At 57.1% G+C, this 23,220-nt stretch carries 14 protein-coding genes and 1 pseudogene; 8 read left to right on the top strand and 7 right to left on the bottom strand.

Going from position 1 to position 23,220, the window contains the following annotated elements:
• The 5 genes and pseudogenes from IVA81_RS40665 to IVA81_RS16355 all read right to left on the bottom strand — a co-directional run bounded on the left by IVA81_RS40665 (window position 1) and on the right by IVA81_RS16355 (window position 7,194).
• Complete coding sequence (locus IVA81_RS40665; RefSeq protein WP_247319880.1) at window positions 1-507, bottom strand: biotin/lipoyl-containing protein; 507 nt, start codon at window positions 505-507, stop codon at window positions 1-3.
• A gap of 1 nt (window position 508) precedes the next feature.
• Window positions 509-1,978: a biotin carboxylase N-terminal domain-containing protein gene (locus tag IVA81_RS16370; protein WP_247319878.1), complete on the bottom strand. Its 1,470-nt coding sequence runs from the start codon at window positions 1,976-1,978 to the stop codon at window positions 509-511.
• A gap of 2,323 nt (window positions 1,979-4,301) precedes the next feature.
• Window positions 4,302-4,792, bottom strand: a pseudogene (locus IVA81_RS16365) (YopT-type cysteine protease domain-containing protein).
• A gap of 904 nt (window positions 4,793-5,696) precedes the next feature.
• A complete protein-coding gene (locus tag IVA81_RS16360; RefSeq protein WP_247319877.1) occupies window positions 5,697-6,434 on the bottom strand; it encodes a carbonic anhydrase in 738 nt (245 codons plus the stop codon).
• Window positions 6,435-6,936: 502 nt separating this feature from the next.
• On the bottom strand, window positions 6,937-7,194 hold the full coding sequence (locus IVA81_RS16355) for a VirK family protein (protein WP_247319876.1): 258 nt from the start codon (window positions 7,192-7,194) through the stop codon (window positions 6,937-6,939).
• 1,280 nt (window positions 7,195-8,474) lie between these two features.
• On the opposite strand from IVA81_RS16355, the gene IVA81_RS16350 reads away from it, so the two are divergent.
• Window positions 8,475-9,557: a hypothetical protein gene (locus IVA81_RS16350; RefSeq protein ID WP_247319875.1), complete on the top strand. Its 1,083-nt coding sequence runs from the start codon at window positions 8,475-8,477 to the stop codon at window positions 9,555-9,557.
• A gap of 644 nt (window positions 9,558-10,201) precedes the next feature.
• Window positions 10,202-10,579, top strand: coding sequence for a hypothetical protein (locus IVA81_RS16345; RefSeq protein WP_247319874.1), 378 nt, complete (start codon window positions 10,202-10,204; stop codon window positions 10,577-10,579).
• Window positions 10,580-11,022: 443 nt separating this feature from the next.
• Here IVA81_RS16345 and groL read toward each other — a convergent pair whose 3' ends face one another.
• Entirely contained in the window at window positions 11,023-12,663 is a 1,641-nt protein-coding gene (gene groL / locus IVA81_RS16340; protein ID WP_247319873.1) for a chaperonin GroEL, read from the bottom strand.
• 85 nt (window positions 12,664-12,748) lie between these two features.
• A complete protein-coding gene (groES, locus tag IVA81_RS16335; protein WP_247277985.1) occupies window positions 12,749-13,063 on the bottom strand; it encodes a co-chaperone GroES in 315 nt (104 codons plus the stop codon).
• A 1,866-nt stretch (window positions 13,064-14,929) separates the two neighbouring features.
• On the opposite strand from groES, the gene IVA81_RS16330 reads away from it, so the two are divergent.
• The 6 genes from IVA81_RS16330 to IVA81_RS16305 are packed head-to-tail and all read left to right on the top strand — an operon-like array spanning window position 14,930 to window position 22,907.
• Window positions 14,930-17,407, top strand: a complete 2,478-nt coding sequence (locus IVA81_RS16330) for a 2-aminoethylphosphonate--pyruvate transaminase (protein WP_346659393.1) — start codon at window positions 14,930-14,932, stop codon at window positions 17,405-17,407.
• A 32-nt stretch (window positions 17,408-17,439) separates the two neighbouring features.
• Window positions 17,440-18,498, top strand: coding sequence for a dhydrorhizobitoxine desaturase (rtxC, locus tag IVA81_RS16325; RefSeq protein ID WP_247319871.1), 1,059 nt, complete (start codon window positions 17,440-17,442; stop codon window positions 18,496-18,498).
• Between the two features lie 29 nt (window positions 18,499-18,527).
• Window positions 18,528-19,328 carry a gamma-glutamyl-gamma-aminobutyrate hydrolase family protein gene (locus IVA81_RS16320; RefSeq protein ID WP_247319870.1) on the top strand — a complete coding sequence of 267 codons (801 nt, stop codon included), beginning with the start codon at window positions 18,528-18,530 and terminating at the stop codon, window positions 19,326-19,328.
• On the top strand, window positions 19,325-20,287 hold the full coding sequence (locus IVA81_RS16315) for a DMT family transporter (RefSeq protein WP_247319868.1): 963 nt from the start codon (window positions 19,325-19,327) through the stop codon (window positions 20,285-20,287). The genes IVA81_RS16320 and IVA81_RS16315 overlap by 4 nt, the downstream gene beginning before the upstream one ends.
• Window positions 20,284-21,570 carry an ATP-grasp domain-containing protein gene (locus IVA81_RS16310; RefSeq protein ID WP_247319866.1) on the top strand — a complete coding sequence of 429 codons (1,287 nt, stop codon included), beginning with the start codon at window positions 20,284-20,286 and terminating at the stop codon, window positions 21,568-21,570. The genes IVA81_RS16315 and IVA81_RS16310 overlap by 4 nt, the downstream gene beginning before the upstream one ends.
• A complete protein-coding gene (locus tag IVA81_RS16305) occupies window positions 21,570-22,907 on the top strand; it encodes a glutamine synthetase (RefSeq protein WP_247319864.1) in 1,338 nt (445 codons plus the stop codon). The genes IVA81_RS16310 and IVA81_RS16305 overlap by 1 nt, the downstream gene beginning before the upstream one ends.
• Window positions 22,908-23,220 lie beyond the last annotated feature (313 nt).

Genomic DNA, 23,220 nt, shown 5'->3' with positions numbered 1-23,220 from the left:
TCAGCGCCCTTCTTTCGATAGCGTAATCAGCACAGCATCCCGCTCGAAGCTCTCCCCTTCTTTGAAATGGATTCGATCGACTACGCCATCCTGTGAAGAGCGAATAATAGTTTCCAGCTTCATGCTCTCAATCATCATCAGCGCCGCGCCTGCGGATACCGGTTGACCAGGCGAAACCGCGATCGTAACGACTACTCCCGGCATCGGTGCGCGGGTCATGAGCGAACTTTCTTCTTGGTTCACGCAAGCGAGCGTTCGCAACGGGTCGCTGTAGCGCAAAACGCGCGTCATGCCACGGATGTGGACGTGAATCAGGTCGCCTTCGATGACGAAGCGGACCCGTTCGGTCTCGCCGGCAATGGTCAGGACACCTGAATTCTCGCCGTATTGGGCGAACGCGACCGGGGAAATGACTTGGTCGCGCAAGTGAAGATGATAGGAGCCGGATTGGCAGGGTGAAAGCCATAACTGATGGTCGACGCCATCAACCTCGACGGAGTGATACACGTCAATTTCTCCAATGGCCCAGCGAAGCGTGAAGCGCGGGCACGGCATCGGCCGATTCGCGGACTTGTCGGATCAGGAGAGCAGCTGATGCCAGGAATGCCGGTAGGCCGGTAGCAGAGTTACCGGCGGCAATGTGCGGGTTTTCCTCCAGATATCCCGTATGAAACTGTCCGCGGATAAACGACTCGTCGGAAAGGATGCGGGCGAGGAAGCTAGCGTTTGTCTCGCAGCCGAGAAGAATGATCCCCTGAATCGCGTGATTGGCCGTCGCGGTGGCCAATGTGCGCGTCGGCGAATGCGCGATGATCTTTGCGAGCATGGGATCAAACGCAGTGGTGATTTGCTGACCCTGCGTGATGCCGCTGTCAATCCGTACCCCACTCGGATACTCGAGAAGAAGTACTTTGCCGGACGTCGGAACATAGCCTCGTTCGGGGGCTTCAGCGTACAGCCTTACTTCGATAGCGTGGCCGTTCGAAACGATATCTGACTGAGCAAAACCAAGTTCTCGGCCCGCGGTGGCATAGACCTGTTCGGCGACAAGATCGATGCCGGTGATCATCTCAGTCACGGGATGTTCGACCTGTAGGCGCGTATTCATCTCGAGAAAGTAGAATTCTCCTGCACAGAAAATGAATTCGACGGTTCCTGCGTTTTGATAATTCGCGGCGCGTGCGATACCGACCGCGGTCTCGCAGACGCGTTTCCGTAGTTCTGGCGACAGGGCTGGCGAGGGCGCTTCCTCGATGATCTTCTGGAAGCGGCGTTGCACCGAGCACTCCCGCTCAAACAGGTGTACAATGTTCCCAAAGGAGTCGCCGAGCACCTGCACTTCGATATGCCGCGGGTTCTCAATGTATCTTTCGACGTAAAGCCGGTGATCCCCAAAATACCGTTGCCCCTCAGAGCGAGCCTGCTCAATCGCGCCTTCCAGGGCATGGACGTCGCGTACAATCCGCATGCCCTTGCCGCCCGCGCCCCCTGACGGTTTTACCAGCAAAGGGGTTCCAATGGCACGCGCCCTGGAGACGAACGTCGCTGGATCGTCCTCCTCAATTGCAGATGGGGCCACTGGAAAGCCGTTCGACTGGACGAAGTTGCGGGCCCGAATCTTATCACCCATCAGTTCAATAGTTTCAGGTGCGGGGCCGATGAACGCAACGCCGGCCTTTATCACGGCCGTGGCGAATTGAGCCTGTTCGGAAAGAAATCCATAACCTGGATGAACAGCGCCGGCGCCCGCCTTGTGAGCGGCGGCGATAATTTGTGCGATGTCCAGATAGGCCGCGATCGGCGTGTGACCGCTGATAGGAATCGCTGTGTCGGCCATGGAGACTGCCGGGCTTCGCGCATCGACCTCGTGGTAGACAACTGCAGAACGAAGGCCCAGCTTCCGTAATGTCTTGATGATGCGGGCGGCGATCTCGCCTCTGTTGGCGATAAGGACTGTATCGAAAGGCAGTGTGTGCATTCGCTATCCAAACAAACAACTCAAACGAGATCTTACGTTACTTGCGAGCGGGTTGGTCCGCTTTCGATAGCTCCGCTCGCTTATCTGTTGACATTGAGTCGGCCATCCACCGCGCAATTATTACCTTGCGGCTCGGTTTGGGGAGCGCCGCGCGGCGGCGATCGAGGGTGCAGGATGGTTCGTAGTACCTCACTTCGAGCCTGTTCTTTTCTTTGGCGGTATCGCCAATGGAAATCACATCGCGACATTGATGACTCAAGCTCGCCTGCTTGGCTCTGAGACACGCAGTGATGGCGGTGCGATCCGGGATGTGGGTGCTACACAGGCGAAACACGTCCTGTATGCAACCGTCTTTCTCCGCGTCGGTCGGCGGCTGATCTCGCGCACCCGCCGACTCGAGGCACAGAGATGCCGTTGCACAATAAGAACTACTGCACAGCGGTTGGCTTTGGGACGCAAAAACCAATGCGTTCGTTGTGTGCGCGTCACCAAATCCTCTTCAGGTCGGTACGTTGCGGTATTGGTGTTCGTGCGCAAGGCACAGTATGGCCTTTCTACAGGAAAAACAGACCGGAACCGTTCAAGTCGTTGATGGCTGCGGAAGCGTTGCTTTGTATGGTTGAACCGAAGGCTGCGATGTGTTGACGATTTACAATCAGCATGCCGATGTCGTCGTAACGCGTGTTGTCTTGCCGGACTCGACCTCGCAAGTTTGCCTGGCTCCGGACGAGATGATCGAGCAGTTGCGCGTCGACAAGGCACTAACGTCGTCCCGACGGCAAAAAAGGCCCGGCCTCATTTTGGAAGCCGGGCGAAGTCAGTCTAGGAGGAGCGACGCTGCTACACATCGCGCCGACCGTCGGCAAGGGAGAGTTGCCGCCGGCTCATTTACGGCGAGCGTTCGCCGCAAATTCGAAACACGACAAGATCGACATCCGAGCGAAATCTGGTGTCGCCTCCTTGTCTTTTGAAGATGAGATCACGGAACGCGGCCGGGCGATGTTTGCAACTAAGTTGGTAACGTCGTCAGTTTTTTCGCTTGTCATTGGTAAGAGTCGGTCATGCGGAAGCGGGACGTGGTAGGTCGGCAAAACCGTAAGCCTATGCCGCAAAAGAGGTGCAAATTCCACAGTCAAGTTATGCCATCGCCCCACACGCTAGGAGTAGCTTACGTTCGTTTGTTAGAGGTCGCGATCTCATTTCAAGATCGTACAATGTGACGTTACGTGCGATTCAAGGCCTTTCAACGAAATGATCGCACAAATTTGTCCAAGCTCCTGGCTTCCCGGAAGTAGCCAGGTCCGTACGTAACGTACTATCCATTCTGTCCACGGGTGGGGGCTTGCCCCGTGTGAGCGCTTCAGTCAGCTTGCACGTCATACTTTGTGCGATGTCACCATGCGTTCGGTCTTCTTCAGTAGCTCGCGTTTTAGCTTAGTGGACATGAATCTTCAGGTCACCATTTTGAAGCTCCTCGTTACCTATCCGAATGGCATAGCCAAACTCGACGATCTCAAGCGAGGCCATTCTGTCCAGAAGTGGCAAGGATTGGTCCGAGCGCACCAGCCGACTTGCCGCTAAGGTCCCTGATCTGATCATTGTTACGATGTGGGTGGTCAAGCGCTACTCATTCGGCTGGCACATCGCAGAGAGGGGCCGCGCCGTGCTCGAATACATGGAGAGCCGTGCTGATGTGGCCGAGCGCCCGTCAACCTTCGATGCAGATGTTCGGGTGCTTGCAGGTGCTCTTCGCGACGTCCCACGATGACGCCGAACGCGCGTGGACGAGCTCAGGGAAAATAGCTGCGGCGCCACTCGCGTGCCCGCATCGACCAGCGCTTTCAGAACGACGGTCGTGTCGTGGCGCCGATCGTAATGACGCCTAGATTATCGGATCCAAGGTTATGACAACGCTCAGGCATTCCGAACGACGGAGCGATCGTTCGCCGATGTGGGCGACACATGGTCCGAAGGCGCCGATGCCGCTCGCTTGCTGGCTCCGCCTTTTGCATCGGCAAAAGCTGCGCATCTGTTCCTACAGCCTTCGTTCGAGCCGCTCGACAGCTGGTAAGCAGGACGAAGACCAGATCAAGCATCCGGATAACTGTCATCGCCCAAATATCCACTCGCTCGGGCACTGTGGAGGGCGCGCGTCGCGAACGACTCGCGGCAAGCGTGTTCCAGGAAGAAGCCGTCCGCTTCGATAGCATTCTCGCCTGAAGCAATTTTGTGGGCCTTAATCCGGACGTCGCATTTCACCCGAATTGTGATGGCTCGATTTGCCCCGCTGTTAGATAAGTTCACGCGAGGACGTACTCTTGCCTTACCTAAAGGCCAAATCGCCAACGACCTGTAAACTTGGATTCCTGTAGCGATTGGCAAGGCTTTGCAACAAGCCAGCCATCTGGTCTGATGGAACAGAAATGTCTCCATAGTTCGGATCGAAAAGCGTAGTCCTTCCGTCCGACGCCGACGTTGCAACTGTGTGGGCGCCGCCTTCGACGAAATACAGCTGAGCAAATAATTCGATCTGTCGTCGATGATTGTGCCCACCATGCGCGAGACGCTCGACTCGTCGCCGAAGTTGCACGCTTTCTCTTCTCCGGATGGTGTCAAATCTGCGCCCGTCAGTACGGTGTTTTGTGCCTTAAGGTCGGCCTGAGAAGTGCCTGCCCCTTCGCTTTGCAACCGATCTTTGAGTCGCTGATAATCCCGTTGGAGCACAGCCGCTGAGGCGTGCCTTTGCGATCCGGGTATTAGGGCATTCATTCGGCCTGACGGACTCTCGTTAAGATTGCGGAGCCAACTCCGCAGTCAGCCCCACGCAAATGCCATCTACAATCGCGTCGGCCAATTCGACGGTTCTGTATTCGAACAGGATGTGCTCGGCCTTGCTGGGGTGGATGTGCTGGGGTGAAAAGTTGGATCGTAGGCTTGTGTGCTGGCGCAGCATTCCATCTTGTCGGGCAACTCCGCGGGCGGCAGGTTCCCACGCAGAGCGAGAGTTGCAAATGTGTCGCCAAAGCTGGCGGTATCAGCGGACTGAGTCAGTTCATCAGCATGGCTAGCGCGTGCGGGAGAGCCTCCGGTTCGATTATGCATAGCGATTTGCGTCTCCTTAGACGTACGTTTCGTCAGCGTGCGCGGGCTGCTCAGGCCCACCGCAAGTGATACTCAGGACTCAGGCAAACTGACGACGAGCTGACGTGCGAGGTATCACCGCTTTGAGAAGCTATTGTACTGATATGCCGGCGAGCGTTTCGCGCTCAGGTTGGTCCAAGCCCCAACCGTGATATACCTCGCGGGCCTCTGCCAGAGCTTTTAGTTATTCGGATATAGCTACGGCTTCCGTTGCGCTGGTGGCCATGGCCCACTGTCCTGGATCACAATGGCTTGCTGTTCGTCGTCGTAGCCGATGATGAGCATGCAGTGGGTGGTGGCCTGCCGTCCGGAATTCGCTCTTGTCAAAGCAGTCGGCCTCGGCAAGTTACTGATGTCGCTCCCGAGCGCTCGTTCAGGTTGCCGTTCTTCGCTTTCACGTTAGGAATTCGCATCAGATGATCTAAATAACAATTGCGGTCAAGGCGCCGCGCCGGCGCGCTGCGTAAGATCTGTCCCTCCGATCACCAGGATCTGGTCGACTCGGCGGCAGAGACAACAACCTTTCGACCTTGTCGCTTCAAACGGCACTGCTCAGAAATTAGCGCTCTGATGACGCTCAGCTCACCAATTCGACTCGGCCGGTGTCGAGCCGATAAAGACCCCCGACGACTTTCAGCCTATTCTGCTCGATTGCTATATTTAAAATCGGAGCCGCCGATTTGAGCTTATTGACGTTGTCGATTACATTTTTCCGGATCGCATTTGCGAGTGCATCCCCGCTTTCCTGGGAAGACGCGTTTACCGCGGGCGCAAGTGCGGCGGCGAGAGATGGAATGTGCCCAGGCAAAGACTTGCCCTCTCTTAAGGACTCGATCGTAGCACCGACGGCGCCGCAGCGATCGTGGCCAAGTACCAGGGCCAGCGGGGTATTTAGCACGGCCACCGCATATTCAATGCTGGCGAGCATCTCATCGTTGGCGAAATTACCAGCGACACGGCAGACGAACAGATCGCCAAGTCCGCTATTGAAAACATGTTCGGGTGCGATACGTGAATCGGCGCAGGTTAAGACCGCCGCATATGGATTTTGCCCGCCGATTAAAGCTTCGCGCTCCTGCCTGAAATCGTCGCGTCGTGATAGGCCCTGGACGTAGCGCGCATTGCTTTCCATTAGGCGCTTTAGCGAAGCGTCCGGCGTGAGAAGGTTGTCCGGTTTTGGCGGCGCTGTTGCCTCCATGGCGCCCGCAATCCTACCGCCCAGCAGCATGCCCGCCGCCGAAGCCGTGAACAGCATTAGCGAACGGCGAGACAGCGTCATCGGATGAGGCAGGATCGGGGGGCAGTCTTCACACATGTTTTCCCTCCTCGTATGTTGCTCTACGCCGTCCCGTGGCTTCGGCCTCAGCCCCGCTGCGGAACCAGCGCTAACTCAACGCCTTACCATATGGAGTTGCACCAACTCAGTTGCAGAGATGTGTTCGCCCTTGCGCCTCTCGCTGCGCTTGATGACACCGCGATTAGCGTTGTCCAAAATGGCTCCGAGAAGGAGTTCTAAAGTGTCGTTGCGGCAACATGATCAGGATTTCGAGACAACGTCACCGTCCCCCAACAGCCGTTCTTCAGGGCGCATGCGCTCCACTAGATTAGGATGAATGGAGCGAACGCGGAGCCGCGCGAACGGGCGCCGGAATCCATCGATGTGCGCAGGCGGCGGTGAGCACGAACGAACTGGGCATCTTGGTCGCTAGCGCTCCTCAGGTGAGTGTAGCCCGATCGAAGTTGTCATCGCGCGTGCCGAATGGGATACCTATCACATTGCGACGCGGCTAAGAACGGCTCAAGCCTCATTCCAATTTCTAGACGAACTTTGCGCCGTCCCGCAGTTCGCAGACGAATTCGCCCAGGTTCATGACCTTGGCCGGCCCTGCCACCAGCTTTGAGGCCCGCACCGTGAGCTTGCCTTCGCGGCTGAGGCTGTGGCGGATGTATTCCGTCACCGGGTACCCGGAACTGTCCACGGTTTGATGAGCATTGGAGAAGCTGATGCCATTCTGGGCAGTCACCCTGAAGGCATTGATAATCAACCCGCCCTGTGGCCGGGCCGGGTTTGCCATCGACAGTGGTGCAGCGGTTTAGGTCCAGTATGACCTTCACAGTATTGCCAGTCTGCAAGGCACTGAGCAAACTTCGGTGAGGGCTCCTCGGCCTTGACGATCGTGCTGACGATGACAGCCAACAGTAAGGACAAGAAGATTGGCGGCGTCTGCCATTGCACAGCATATTCTCTTCTTCCTCCACGGAGTAGGCGCGAAGACGTCGAGTTGCTCGATGCCATGCAAGCATGTGCCCTAACCGTTCTCAAGTGCTTCGAAGGTAATCTAACGTCACAAACTCGTATGTAAGACTGCGCAAGATTGGCGGTCCGCCGGATAATTGCAGGTGCCGAACACCGGGCCTTCGGCTGTAGCCGGCGCAAACGAAATCCTTCCGTGCGCCAACGCACCGATGCCGAGATCAAGCGCGTGTCGAAAGACAAATCGCGCCATGCTCGAGACCTTTGATTATGGACGCTTGTCGACCTTGGCACGCTGTCAGCGTCGGACCACCAGAGACTCGGGAGAGATCACGACCGCTGTTGCCCGCCGGTAAGACCAACCTCTCCCTGGCACGCCGCATCGATCTCGGAGGTCGGTGAGTAGCGAACCACCATTGGTGGCCGCTCTTAATGAACAACCAAGGGACGTTGCCCTGACGATTTTGACGAAAGCCGAGAGCCTGTGCTTGATTCCGTCGAGCCAGTTCTTGTTCTCACGGGAACCTGCGCAGGTGATTGGGTATGTGGGCCTAAGGGCGCGTTGCGCTTGCAAATAATTATGATCGATCCCGCGGAGTGCGAGTCACTTCGTGCAATGCCTGCGAATTGCGAGAACGACTGCCGTCTCGGCGGGCTCGTCACTGGATCCTCCGCATTATGACGCGCCGTGCTGTTATGTGCTCACGCTCGCTGCACCAAGCCGCGGCAAATTTTCCGCGCGAGGGCCTTTCTTGAGCACGTGCCGTTACAAGCTAGGCGCGCCATAAATGCTTCTAGCGCGATTACGGACCGGTCTGTGAAATGCCAGAGCAGGGCACCTCTGCTCCATCGGTGAGAAGCGTAAAGCTCATCACAATACTTTCGAAGCTAACACCACATTGTCAGGTTTGAGCCAACGGGCGCGACCGAGCGACTGGAGAACCTCCAATTTTCAGGCGGCACGCTGCTTGCTTCGTTCGGACCGGCGGGCACGGTCCCGCGCATGTCCGCTGTCGAGACCGAATGTACGTCTTCTGTCTGCTTCCGGCCAGCTCGCAAGTCGCGCGAGCCGGGCGGCCCACCCAGTCCAGGATCATTCCCATGAAACACTCGCTCCTCGCCGCCGTGTTGCTCTCGCTGACGTGTTTGTCCTTCACGGCGGTGCCCCAGAAGTCGGCCGCTGCGGCCCGGGTGGACGATCCCTTCCTTTGCCTCGAGGAAATCGAAGAGCCGCGCGCACTGGCTTGGGACCGCGCCGAGAATGACAAGACGCTCGGCGTGCTCCAATCAGATCCCCGCAATCGCCGCTTCTATGAGGAGGCGCTCAGCATCCTTCAGGCCAAAGACCGGATTTCGTATGTTTCGTTGGAACGGCGGGGTCTCAGCAATTTCTCGCACGACCAGAACCACGTGCGCGGCATCTGGCGGCGTACCACGCTCGACAACTATCGCGGCCAGGACCCGCACTGGGAGACCATTCTCGATATTGACGCGCTGGCGGTCGCGGATAAGAAAAACTGGGTCTTTAAGGGCGCTAGCTGCCTGCCCCCCGAAGAGCGCCTGTGCCTCGTCCAATTTTCTGATGGCGGTAAGGACGCTATGCTCGTCCGAGAGTTCGACCGGGATACCAAGGCCTTCGTCACGACCGGTTTCGCTCTTCCGGAGGGAAAGCAAGCCGTCAGCTGGGTCGACCGCCACACGGTCCTCATCGCACGAGATTGGGGAGAAGGGACCCTGACGCAGGTTGGCTACCCTTTTGTCTTGAAGGAGCTCAAGCGCGCTCAGCCGATCGTTCGAGCGCGCGAGGTCTTCCGTGGGGAGCCGACCGATGCCGTGGCGGCGCCCTTCGTGCTGCGGGATAATGAAGGCAAAGTTCATGCGGCCGGCGCCATGCGCGCCATAAGCTTCTTCGAGCAGGAGTATGTGCTCTTTGGGCCCAACGGACCGATCAAGCTAAATCTGCCAAAGAAAGCGAACATCAGCGGCATCGTCAGTGGCCGCCTGCTCGTGACGCTCGATGAAGACTGGATACTGCCCGGCAGCACCCGCTTTGCGGCCGGCTCGATGATCTCGTATGGCTTGGGCAAATGGAAGCAAGATCCGCTGCGCGCGATGCCATCGCTCGTCTTCCAGCCCGAGCCTCGACAAGCGCTCAGCGGTTCGCGGTCACCAAGAACTTGTTGATCCTGGTGATCCCTGACACATGTTCAGAGCAAGGCTTTCATCTACAGGTACGACCAGGGCACTTGGCTGGCACTCGAATACACCTATGCATCCAGGCGGCTTGTGGATTGAGTGCGGTTGACGAGTGAGTTCGTTAAGGTCGCCAGTGCAAATGGCGACCTGTCAACATCAGCGCGTTTGGTCGGAGAGATCAGTGACCAGGCCGCATCCGTGTGTCATGACCCGCCATTGGGGGATGTCGTTGTGCTCTATGGCTTCACTCCAGCCATCCCCAACGTCCCGCGGGATGGCTTCGGCTTCGCAAACCTGAATATCCAGACCTCTCACAACCACAAGAGCTCTCCTTAGTTGCGGTCGAGCATTCGCAATGGTGCGTTAAATCCATCTCGGAGGAGGCGGCGACACGGAGCGGAGAATGCACAAGACTTCGGTCGTGAAGAGGTGACGTGCGCCATGAGGTTGTGGACGCTTTCCAGCTGCAAAGCGCTCACGGTCAACGCGATCTGTTCCCGGCTGCATCAACATAGCGAGTCAGTTTACGGCTGATCACTTGACCCATGATTGCATCGTCAGCCGCAGGGAATTTGCGTGCGGGCTTGCGCTCCGACGGACAGGTGACTCACGAAAGGCAATGGAACCCATTCATGAGCGAGATGACAACTCAGATTCATTCGCACGCGGTCGTGTGGATCGACCACCTCATTGCTAAGATATTCTCCATAGGTTCAACGGGCGTCAGCGCGATGGCCGTACGCGCGCATTTGGCGCCCCAGCGTCTTGATTGCAAAGCGAATACTGGCTCTGCCGACGTGAATGACGATCCGACGTTTGTCGTCAGGGTAGGTTGGGCCCTGAGTAGCTGCACCGATTTGCTGATCATCGGGCCGGGGACCGAGAAGACCGAGCTGATGAACTTCCTGAGAGCGAACAGGCCGGATCTCACCCTGCACGTCGCGACAAGTAATCCTCCGACCGACCGGGAAATTGTAGCGGTTGGGCGAAAGATCTTCCGTCTCGATTGAGTTGGCGATGTTCTTCTTCTGATTCTGGACGGTGCAACAGATCGGCCCAAATTAGGAGAGATGAGGATCGCCCCTTCCCGGGGACCACCACCTAGCTCGCGCATCCGTTTACAGTGATGGATAAGCGCGGGAGCCGATGCTATTTAAGTCAGTAGCGCCAATGGGTGGGCTACCTCGACCGCGCGTTCTCAGGTTTTCGCCTTGACCAGCCGCCGACGTTGAGGCAGCAGGGAAAGACTTTGCAAAAGCGATCACCCGCTCGTCCTCCCGGTGACATGCCTACCAGCAGACTCGCGAAATCCCAAGCGGAACGTCTAGCAACTGCTGATCGTCATTTCCGCAGAGCGCATAGCGCGAGTTCAGAACAATGAACTGGAAAAGTCGCGAGCAAAAATGACCCCGGCATTTTTCTGCCGGGGATCGCATTTTCAGAGAGAGTTGGCTCAGAAGTCCATGCCGCCCATGCCGCCGCCCGGAGGCATCGCGGGCGCGCCGGTGTTCTTCTTCGGCAGCTCGGCGACCATGGCCTCGGTAGTGATCAGCAGAGCCGCAACCGAGGCAGCGTTCTGAATCGCGGTGCGCACGACCTTGGTCGGGTCGATGATGCCCTTGGTGACCAGGTTGCCATACTCGCCCGTCTGCGAGTCGAAGCCGTAGGCGTATTGCTCCTTCTCCAGGATCTTGCCGACGATCACCGAACCGTCTTCACCGGCGTTGATCGCGATCTGGCGAGCGGGCGCGGAGAGCGCCTTGCGCACGATCTCGACGCCGGTCTTCTGGTCGTCGTTCTTGGTGCGCAGACCCTTGAGCTGCTCGGAAGCACGGAGCAGGGCGACGCCGCCGCCCGGGACGATGCCTTCCTCGACCGCCGCGCGGGTCGCATGCATCGCGTCATCAACGCGATCCTTGCGCTCCTTCACCTCGACCTCGGTCGCGCCGCCGACGCGGATCACCGCGACGCCGCCTGCGAGCTTGGCGAGACGCTCCTGGAGCTTCTCACGGTCGTAGTCCGAGGTGGTCTCCTCGATCTGCGCCTTGATCTGGGCCACACGCGCCTCGATGTCGGCCTTCTTGCCGGCGCCGTTGACGATCGTGGTGTTCTCCTTGTCGATCATCACCTTCTTGGCGCGACCGAGCATGTTGAGCGTGACGTTCTCGAGCTTGATGCCGAGATCTTCCGAGATCGCCTGGCCGCCGGTCAGAACTGCGATGTCCTGGAGCATGGCCTTGCGGCGATCGCCGAAGCCCGGAGCCTTGACGGCCGCGACCTTCAGGCCGCCACGGAGACGGTTCACGACCAGGGTGGCGAGGGCTTCACCTTCGACGTCTTCGGCGACGATGATCAGCGGCTTGCCGGTCTGCACCACAGCCTCGAGCAGCGGCAGCAGCTCGTTCAGCGAGGAGAGCTTCTTCTCGTTGATGAGGATGTAGGCGTCGTCCATTTCAACGCGCATCTTGTCGGCGTTGGTGACGAAGTAGGGCGAGATGTACCCACGGTCGAACTGCATGCCCTCGACGACGTCGAGTTCGGTTTCGAGCGACTTGGCTTCCTCGACGGTGATGACGCCCTCGTTGCCGACCTTCTTCATGGCGTCGGAGAGGAACTTGCCGATTTCGGCATCGCCGTTGGCGGAGATGGTGCCGACCTGGGCGATCTCGTCGTTCGAGGTGACCTTCTTGGAGTTCTTGACGAGGTCGGCGACCACGGCTTCCACGGCCAGGTCGATACCACGCTTCAGGTCCATCGGGTTCATGCCGGCAGCAACCGACTTGGCGCCTTCACGAACGATCGCAGCCGCGAGCACGGTTGCAGTGGTGGTGCCGTCGCCGGCCGCGTCAGCCGACTTGGAGGCGACTTCGCGCACCATCTGCGCGCCCATGTTCTCGAACTTGTCGTCGAGCTCGATCTCCTTGGCGACGGTGACGCCGTCCTTGGTGATGCGGGGAGCGCCGAATGACTTCTCGAGCACCACGTTGCGGCCCTTTGGACCGAGGGTGACCTTTACCGCGTTGTTGAGAATTTCGACGCCGCGCAACATGCGGTCGCGGGCGTCTACGCCGAACTTGACTTCTTTGGCTGACATGTGGGTTTTCCTGAATGTTTTACTTGGTCTCACCCTTGGCGACGCCCAGCAGGCGCTCCTCAGGATGAGCGGTGCGAGCGATGGTTTAGGCCGCCTTCTTCTTGGCGGACGCGTCCGTGAGAACGCCCAGGATGTCGCTCTCCTTCATGATCAACAGCTCCTGGCCGTCGATCTTGACCTCGGTGCCTGACCACTTGCCGAACAGGACGCGGTCGCCGACCAGGACGTCGATCGGGATCAGCTTGCCGCTCTCGTCGCGGCCGCCGGGGCCGACGGCGATGACTTCACCTTGCGAAGGCTTTTCCTTGGCAGTGTCCGGAATGATGATGCCGCCAGCGGTCTTTTCTTCTGCGTCGATGCGCTTGACCACGACGCGGTCGTGAAGCGGACGGAATTCCATGCAGATCTCCTAAGCATTTACATCAGTTGAAGATTTCACGATTGCTAGCAATCGCTGCCCGCGAGTGCCAACGCAGGCGCAGCTGAAATAGGACCGATTTTTTGGGGAACAAGTGTTTGTAGGAGGAAAATCGGCCGGGCGCGCGGGATCTCTGTGGGAGCTTACCCAGACCTCTTCGAGTTTGCCGCCGAGCGTCGACCTTCTTCTGAGTGACCGTACGGCTCTGTCTCTCGACCTAATGTCACTACCAGTTCAATTCCTCCGCCCTAAATTCGTGATGGTAAAGGCCCGCCGATCTGGTGCCGGTTCAAATGCGAATCGTCGGCTGACTTCGTTCTAAGATTGCGATGCGTTTAGAACCTAACGCAGAGGTCGGGAATTGGAGGTATCGCTCCGCTTGATCGATGATCCGATAGCGCTCAGCAAGTCGAAGCTAGGCAACGCTGGCTGCGAGAGCTAGCGCAAGAACGTGCTCAGATCGTTCGGCACCTCGTCCAGTTTCAGATCACCTTTGCGCGCCGAAGTCGCTGCTGGACGGACGCCCGTGCTCCAGACAGCGAGCGCGCCGATGTCCCCGGTTTGCGCGAAAGGGCCTCTGCCCGCATCGCGACAGGTCTATATGCGCGAACAGCTTGCCAAACTGTCCCGCGGCCATGACCTGGCAAGGCGTTCAACTAAATCCTGAAGCGATTTGCGAGCTGCGAAGACGCCGGTGGCGGCGTGCTGATCAATACCGGAGCCAGCGTCGGTGTGATCTCGACAGGAACAAGAGCTGGCACGGAATCTCCGCCCGGTCGCCCCTGGTGCGCTTGTCGACGCCTGGTGAACAGCAGGCTGTGAGCCACCCGTACCGGCGCGCGACGCCGCAGACCGTCTCGCCAGCCTGCAAGGTCTCTCCGACATAACGAACCTTCTCGTCGCAACTCCATCGCCGCCGACGTTCGGCGCCGAACACATTGGCCTGCATTCGCCACGTGACCTTAAAGCTAGACTTAAGATCAAATCCCCGGCCGCCTCTCAAACCACACAAGCCGGCCGCCGCCGGCCGCCGCCGGGCGCCGCCGGAGGGATACGGGCTCCGAAACTAGTCAGGTGAATCTAAGTTCGCCCCAGGTCCGCTAGGCCTTGTGGCAGAACGGTCTGGTCTGCGGACTTGGTCGGCGTGAAGTGGACATGATAATGCGGCCTCTTATACCTGCGTTCGCGACAAGCGTCCTCCTTCAAAGCCACAGCGGTCATTTGCCTGCCTTGTGCTTTGGGCGCGTCTTTAGCTTTGATGGGATTCATCTTGGACATCGTACACATACTGTGGCGCCTCGGATTACAATGCGACACAGCCGCGTTGTCCGAAAAATTTCGCACGACAGGCTATCTGAGGGGCTTGAATCGCACCTTACGTCAAGATGTAACGTATCGAAATAGGCGGTGACAGGCTTCGGCACCCGAAGCCGTCCGAACGAGTGACATAGAGTGCGAATGTCCCAAATCCTAGGCTCACGCAAGACGAGCCCGGTCATCAACGACTGTCGTGAAGCTCGCTGTGTCTGGGTCATAGCAACTCCGACAGACCACGCTTGGCTCACCGTCGGATCGTAGGACGCCGCTCACACGTAAGCAGAGCCTGTTAGCGACGCGAGATGGTGGCCCGCAAACCTGCATCTCAATGCCAGAAGGAAGCTGATGCTTCGCGGCAAGTGCGATCGGCAACACGGTGCGCACCGGGAGAGCTGCGGGCTTTACGCAGATCGTTCTGAATCTGCGACTAGGGTCAAGGGTGTCGTTCACTGGGGTTTGGGCCTTCGTCAGGGTGAAGCACATCGTGTGACTCTGCCGAACTGCGATGGACACTAGATAAACGGGGATAGCGTGACGAGACAACGTTCTTTGCTGACGCCTGGGCCAATGTCGTTATCGTCGGCAGTGAAGGCCGAGATGCAGCTCGACCTCGCATCGCGTGATTGCGAGTTCAAGGAAGTGACCGCTCGCATGAGGCAGCTGATGCTCAATGTGTCGGGCAATGCGGAGGGCTATTCGGTCGTTCCTATACAGGGAGGTGGCTCCTTTGGAATGGAAGCTGCTCTCTCTTCATTTGTCACCCAGGCCGACCGGCCGCTTGTTTGCATAAACGGCATCTATGGCGAGCGCATTCTCAGAATTCTGCGGCTGTGGGGCGTCCAAGCGGTGAAGCTTATCAAGCGGGCCACCGAACCGTTGGACCCTGAGGAAGTCATCGAGCGCTTGAGCCGAGATCCAGGTATCACGCACGTATGCTTGGTCCATTGCGAGACTACGACCGGGATTGTGAATCCGCTCGAGCCGATCACAGAAGGAGCAAGGCGGCGTGGTGTAAAGACTATCGTCGACGCGATGAGTTCTTTCGGCGGCGTCGACATCGACCTAAGCCGGGGCGGACCAGACGTCTTGGTTACGTCGAGCAACAAGTGCGTCGAAGGTCCGCCAGGGCTGGCTTTCGTCATTGCTTCTTGCGAGCTTCTTGAGAATGCAGTTCAAGAGCCAAGATCGTTTGTGCTCGACGTGAGAGATCAATGGCGCGCGCTTGAGCGCACTGGTGAATGGCGATCAACCCCACCAACGCATATCGTTCAGGCAGTCACAAAGGCATTGGAGGTCCTGAGCATCGAAGGCATTGATGCCAGGCGCCGCAGGTATGAGAAGATAAGAGAGAGCGTCATAAAAGAGCTGAAAGGAGTGGCGTCCCCACTGCTTCCAGCGAACCTCCAGTCGCCGGTTTGCGTGGCGTTCACCGCGCCAGCTGGAATCTCCGACCAGGTAGCGTTTGACTGCCTATATCGGCACCTGGCAGCCCATAACCTCTACGTCTACTCTAAACTGCATCTTCCTACGCGCAGTTTTCGGATCGGCTGTATTGGCGAGATTCAATCCAATTGGATCGAGCAGTTGGGCTGTGCCTTTCGCACATACTTCCGCTCCGGTGAGACTCTGACCGTGGGACGAGTGTCAGCCCAGGAAACACGGGAGAGCCGCACAGAGATATCGCGCCCAATGGCGAGCAATGCGCGGCATTCATATTCGATCGAAACTGCTGTTCTGCACGCAGGATACCGCCGTGATCCGGTGACGAAAGCTGTGGCAGTGCCGATCTATCAGAATACGGCCTATGAGCTCGACGGTGATTTGAGCCATATTGCTGACGTCTATAACGTAAAGGCTGATGGTTTCACATACACCCGCATCATCAATCCGACGACCCGGGCGCTGGAAAAAAGGTACGCCGCCGTCGACATGGGAAGCGACTCGCTGGCTGTTGCATCAGGTCAAGCGGCGACGTTTCTTGCGATCGTAAACTTATCAAGCGGTGAGGTGGGAGATAACGTCGTCGCTTCTCCGTATCTATACGGCAACACCTGGAATCTGCTGCACAACACGTTGAAGCGTCTTGGTATCAACGTAAGGACGGCAGACCCTCGAAACCCCGAGACGTTCGAACGCGCCATTGATGATCGCACGATATGTCTGTTCGGGGAGGTCATCTCGAATCCCTGTCTGATTCCGCTTCCTGTCCAGCAGCTGGCGGAGATCGGCAGAAGGCACGGCGTCCCCTTGGTTGTGGACAATACGACAACCCCCTTGGTTTGCCAGCCGTCAGCTCTCGGCGCCGCGATTACGACGTACTCTGCCACGAAATACATTTGCGGTCATGGGACGACGCTCGGCGGACTGATCGTCGACAACTGTGGGTTCGACTACCGGGGACGATCTCGCTTCCCACTGTTCAATAGTCCGGACGATGCGCACGGCGGGATCATCTGGCGCAACGCGTTGGCGGAGCTCGACGACCTCGGAAAGAGCGAATTTCTTCTCAAGGCGCGTATGACGTGGTTGCGCGATACTGGCGCGGCCATCGCCCCCTTTGCGAGCTTTCAACTGATTCAGGGACTTGAAACGCTACCTCTTCGCATGAAGCAGCACTGTGAAAATGCCAGGATTGTAGCCAACGTTCTGAAGGAACATCCGAAAGTGTGCCGTGTCTTCTACCCGAGCCTCTTTGAGGGAGCTGACCGAGAAATCATCGATCAGACACTTAATACCGGGTACGGGCACGGGGCGATGGTCATGTTTGAGGTGGAGAACGAGCAAGCCGGCCGCAAGTTCATCCAGAACGTCGAGCTGATGTATCACGTGTCGAATGTGGGGGACGCCCGCACGCTGGTAACCCATCCTGTATCTACGACTCACACCACCGTCCCACGGGAAAAGCGCGAAGCCGCCGGCATATTTGGTGGCTCCATTCGGCTTTGCGTCGGCATCGAAGATGTTAGCGACATCATCAAGGACTTGGAAAAAGCGCTTTCCGCAATCTGACAACCTGAAAGCCGATTAAGCAAGGGGTTCTCATGAAACACGCAGATACTTGGAAGTTGAGGTCGTCACGTTTTGAGGCGGTTCAATTTGGCCGCGAGATCAATCAGCAGCTCTCCGCGCTGAGGCCTGACAACGTGACGGGAGCTGCTTACATCGCGAAAGATTACGCTGTGATCGCAGCTTGCGTGCTGGCGACGGTCCATGTCTCATGGTGGTTCTATCCCCTCGCAGTTCTGTTGATTGGCGCCTACCAGCGTGGATTGACGACAATCGCTCACGATGCAGCTCACCGCACCCTCGCGAGCAACACGACCTGGAACTATATTCTGGGCATTTTGTTCGCGTCCTATCCTTTGTTCCAGCGCCACTGGGCATACCGGATTTCACACGTCTACCTGCATCACCCGAATCTCGGCGATCCGGAGAAGGATCCCGACTTGAAGTTCTTCTTGGCCAGCGGCGTTTACGAAGTTGTGCCTCCTAAGCAGTACGCCTTCAACATCATCTGGAAGCCGATACTGGGTGGCGCGACAGTCGCGTATCTGAAGTACCTTTGGACTAATCGGTTTTCGATCACGGATGTCGAGGACCAGAGCCGGTCGGGAATCCTCATCGACAAGTATGGCTTCTATCTCTTTTGGACGCTCATATTCGGTGGGTCATACCTTCTTGGACTGCTCCACGTCGTCGTCCTGTTTTGGATCGTGCCCTATCTCACCACGTTTCAAGCTCTCGGCTGGTTTATCGAGCTCGCCGAGCACTCACCTATGTGCGAGACGGAGACAAAGAATGTCTACCTGACTCGGAATAGAAAGGGGAATTTTATCGAGCGAGCCATTCTCGGTCAGAATCTGGATGAATACCACCTTGAGCACCATCTGTCGCCCGGCATTCCTTTCTGGCTCTTGCGCAAAGCTCAGAAAATTCGAATGCAGGATCCTCATTACGCAAGTGTTGCCGCAACCTGGGGAGGGCTCTTCGTCAAGGGCCCTCAAGGTCAACCCAGCGTAATTGCCCAGTTGAAGGAGCGAAATCGATGCTTGTATGAGCAGTCTCTGGCCAGTCCCGAGGCGAAGGAGCAGTTGGCTTGATATCGCGGCGAACAGAGTCGGTCCGAGCCGTGGTGGGCGTGACCTCAAACCGCCTTTTGGCCGATGGCGTGCACCGCGACTGGTTGCGGCGCAAATATGTTCAAGCCCTCGTTCGCTATGCGGGCGTGGCTTGCGCGATATTGCCAACGATCGATGCTGACGATGCGGAAGGCGACAGTGATCTGTCGATCATGGGCAGGCTCGACGGTCTGATTTTGACGGGCGATGAATCGAATATCGATCCTGCCATCTTCAGTTGGTCCGCTTCGCGCAGACTGAAACCGACAGGCCACGCGGACGTTCAAGCTGGCGTGAGGGATCGTCCTCGTGACAGGCTGTCCGCGGGCGCCGTCGAGAAGGCGGTTGCCCTTGGGATGCCGATACTTGGCATCTGCCGTGGGCTTCAGGAGCTTAACGTCTATTTTGGCGGCACGCTTCACCCGTCGTTGTCCGAATGGAGGCTGGAAAGCGGACAGATGCACGCTGAGAAGGCGGGGCTGCCGAGGGATCGCCAGTACGATATAGCGCACAGCGTGAAATTATGTCCTGACGGCGTTCTCCTTCCTATCGCGGGCGCGATCGAAGCGCACGTTAACTCCTTGCACAATCAAGGCATAGAACGGCTTGCGGCTGCGCTGAAACCGGAAGCCTGGGCGTCCGACGGTCTGATCGAAGCGGCTTCTGTAATAGGCGCGCCGACGCTGCAGATCGGCGTGCAGTGGCACCCCGAATGGCACGTCGAAACTGATACCCTGAGCAAGCAACTTTTCAATGCATTTGGAGAGGCGTGTGTCACGTATCGCCTAAGAAGTGATAGGGGCATACTGTGAAGTTTCGATCGAAATGCGGCCCTTTGGGATTGAAAGAAGGAGAGCCTCTTGACAGGCCGAGCAGAGAATTCGCGGCAGGAGTGCTCTTTATTGCCCTCTACGTTGTCGTTAGCGCGGCAGGTGAAGTCTTTGCGGCATCATATTTTCAGCAAGCAAACGTGTGGGTCACTCTCCTGTTCTCCTTTGGTATCGTAAGTTTGACGTTCAACATTTTGGCTCGCCGCGAAAGCATTGGAGCGAAGGTTACGAAGTCGTCGTTTCTGGCTTTTGTGTCGCTCAATTGCGTTACTGCGATAAGCTGGGTCGGCTTGTTTATCGGACTGAAGTACGCCGAGCCTGCTATCGTTGTCACGTTTATGGTCGCATTGGGACCTACAGCGACAGCATGGTTGAACGCACTGATCAGGAGACAGGGGCGTCCTCCGAAATCAGATATCGCAGTGAGCGTTCTAATTGCGGCTGTTGGTATTTACATGGTCTGGATCGCGGCAAGCGGCAACGCTGGGATCGAATGGGGGTCTCGATCATCCTTTGGTATCTTCCTGGCAATCGCAGCTGGGCTGTCGCTTTCGCTTACCAATATCCTTGTGAAACTGCTGTTCGACCGTGGATTATCTGGTCGACAAGTGCTGGCCCATCGCTTCTATGGAGCAATCCTCTTGCTGCTGGCACTGAGCGATCCTTCCTCCATCTTACCAGAGATCTCACAGCATTGGCTCGCGATCATAATGATTGCACTCTCGACGATCATTGTTCCCTTGCTCCTTGTGCAGGAGGGCATTCGCCGCGTAGAGCCATTTACGGCAAACATGGTCTTGTCCACGGCACCTGTCATTACGTTTCTTTTCCAGTATTTCGATTCTCGTATCGTGCCTTCTTTATATACGTTTGTTGGAAACGTTCTCATCACGGCTGTCGCCGTGGCTAACGTCTACTTGCAGTATCGGAGATCGGCATGAAGGAACGGAATTGTGTCATTGTCGACGCATACTCGACAGGCCGATACCTCCCGGAAGAGTTCAAGCGCTACGGAATTAGGACCGTGCATGCGATGTCGAATGCACGGATCCCACCAATCTTCCAATCGCACTTTAACATCGACATCTATGATGAAGTCATTCGGCCGGACGAGCGCATGACTAAGGAGGAGATCGTTGAATTTCATTTGGAGGCTCTCCAAGGTAGGGAGTTGGAATTCATCATAGCGGGTTGCGAGTCAGGAGTTGAACTGGCCGATTCCTTGTCCGAGCGGCTCGGACTACCTTCAAATGGAACCGCGTTGTCCGCTGCAAGACGTGACAAATCGCGCTTGGCTGACGCTTTGACCTCTGCCGGAGTGCGATCGATCAGACAAGTTGTATCCGACGATGCGGAGGACGTCATAAATTGGATGCGTCAACAGCGCTACGACGAAATCGTGATCAAGCCCTTGAACAGCGCAGGTACGGAGGACGTGTTCTTTTGCGCGACCGAGGCTGATGTTCGCAGAGCTGTGCATGTTATTGTCGGCAAGGCGAATTGCCTCGGAGCGATGAATCGTTTTGTTCTTGGCCAGGAGAAGATAAACGGCAAACAATACACCGTAAACGCGGTCTCGATCAACGGAGAAACCTTCGTCACGGAGGTGTGGACTTATGACACCGTTGCCATCAAGGGCGCGGCATCGGTCTGCGCGCTCGAGCAGTTGCTGGGTGGTGAGGAACCAGTTGTTCAAGAGCTGTCCGACTACTTGGTGCCGGCGCTAAGGGCGCTTGAGATCGTCAACGGACCTGCTCATGCCGAAATTATCGTCGATCATAAGGGGCCGGTTCTGGTGGATCTTGGAGCGAGGCTTCAGGGGACAATGTCGGCAAAAGCCCGGACTATGGCTTTGGGTCACAATCATATAACACTGACGGCGTGGCGCTACGCAGATCCCATCGGTTTTACTGATCATATGAGACGACGCGGGCCTTACACGCGGCTGGCGCACGCATTGTGCGTCTCACTCATCTCCAATATGGACGGTGTTGTTGGCGGTTATCCCGGACTGGACGCAATCCGCAAGCTGCCCAGCTTCGCAGATTCGATAGCTTTTGTTCCGATAGGTCAAAACCTGGTCCCGACGACCGACTTAGCTTCGACGCCGGGTATTGTGTATCTCGTGAGCAACAACTTGACTGAGCTTGATGAGGATTATCGCAATCTGCGAGCAATGCGTATGGACGAGGTATTCGGATTGACGGCGCAGGGTCAGAAGTGATGGCAAGCGAAATACAGGTTGCAGGCGCGAACGAGGCGCGTAAGGCATTGATCGGAGTATGCGACTTTGACGGCATTCTTCGCGGCAAGCACGTATTGGCTGACGATGTCTCGGACGAAGGCTGGATAATAAAGTTCTCCGAAGCCGTGCTCGGCTGGGATTGTTCGGACCGAGTGATACCTGCCAATTTCGGGCAAGAGCCGCCATCGATATTCGGAGACGCCAACCTGCGTGTTCTGTCAGGCACAGCGCGTCCGGTGTCTAACCGTCATGATCGGTATCTTTACCTCGCAGAGTTTGCAGGTGGCCATGAGAGCATCTGCCCGCGTGGTGTTTTGCGGAAGGTCTTACGAAGAGCTGCTGACCATGGATACAGTTGCGCTGCTGGATTTGAGTTCGAGTTTATGCTGTTTAATGAGAGCGCGGAGACAATTGAGAAAAAGCCTTATGATCAATGGGTCCCCCTGACGAGGGGCCCTTTTGGCTATTCAGCAGCGCGCACCCTTGCCAGTAATGAGCTATTCGAAGAGATTCTGGCGCTTTGTGAGAATGCTAGGTTGCCGCTCAGCGGGCTCCACTTTGAAACCGGCCCTGGGGCGATTGAGGCATCGCTTCGTCATTGTGATGCCCTGGAGGCTTCGGATCGAGCAGTCGTATTCAAGTCGATGTTGAAATCCTGGGCTCAGAAGCGGGGTATGATGGCAACGTTTATGGCAAAGGTTTCGGAGAATTGGCCGGGACAGTCGGGACATATTCACATTTCAATGTCGTCAAATGGTCAAAATGCATTTTACGAAGGCGAGGCAAGCCGCAACATCTCAAGAACTATGAGCCAATTCCTCGGCGGACAGCTGAAATATATGAACGACTTTTGTGTACTCGCTGCGCCCAACGTGAACAGCTATAAGAGGCTGCGGCCAGGCTACTGGGCTCCAACCTGTCCTAGCTGGGGAGTTGACAATCGTTCGTGTGCGGTGCGGGTCATTCCGGGAGACAAGTCTGCACACCGCCTCGAGTACAGATTGAGTGGCGCAGATGTGAACCCCTATCTCGCTCTCGCATGTGCTATCGGCTCCGGTATTCTGGGGATTGAAGAGAATGCTGTGTTGGCAGCTCCAATTGTTGGTGATGCAAGCGAGGAAAAACATCCTCCGTTCGAACGGCTTCCCCAAAACTTATCTGAGGCCACATCCCGGTTTGAACAATCTCCAAAGGCGATGGACGTTTTTGGCGAAAGGTTTGTTGAAGCGTTCTCCCGTTCCCGGCGATGGGAGTGGGAAGCCGTTCAACATCGAGTCTCCGACTGTGAACGCCAGCGGTACTTCGAAGCTATTTAGCAGGTACGCCGGTCGTCCGTCCGAACGGCGGTTCATGTTGGGGCTATCATGTGAGACGCGAGTGAGGCTGGCACTGTGGTTGAATGCTATCGCGAGCTAGCGAGGAGTTCGTAGCATTCGAGCGTCGCCATTACTATGACGGCGCATGACCCACTTTGGCCGGATGTCCGGGTCGAGTGCTTTGAAAGAGGCGCGCTTCGCGCGACGGATTCACAGTAAGCGCTTAGCCGCAACCCTATTGAGGCTGGCTTGACGTTTTGCGGAATCGCCACGGCATGAGGTCTTCGATGCGGCTATGGGGATGGCCGTCGAT

This window comes from Bradyrhizobium sp. 141, from assembly GCF_023074055.1.
In the GTDB taxonomy this organism is placed as follows: domain Bacteria; phylum Pseudomonadota; class Alphaproteobacteria; order Rhizobiales; family Xanthobacteraceae; genus Bradyrhizobium.
Note: the sequence above shows the minus strand (reverse complement) of the source record. Positions and strands in the feature narration are given on the sequence as shown.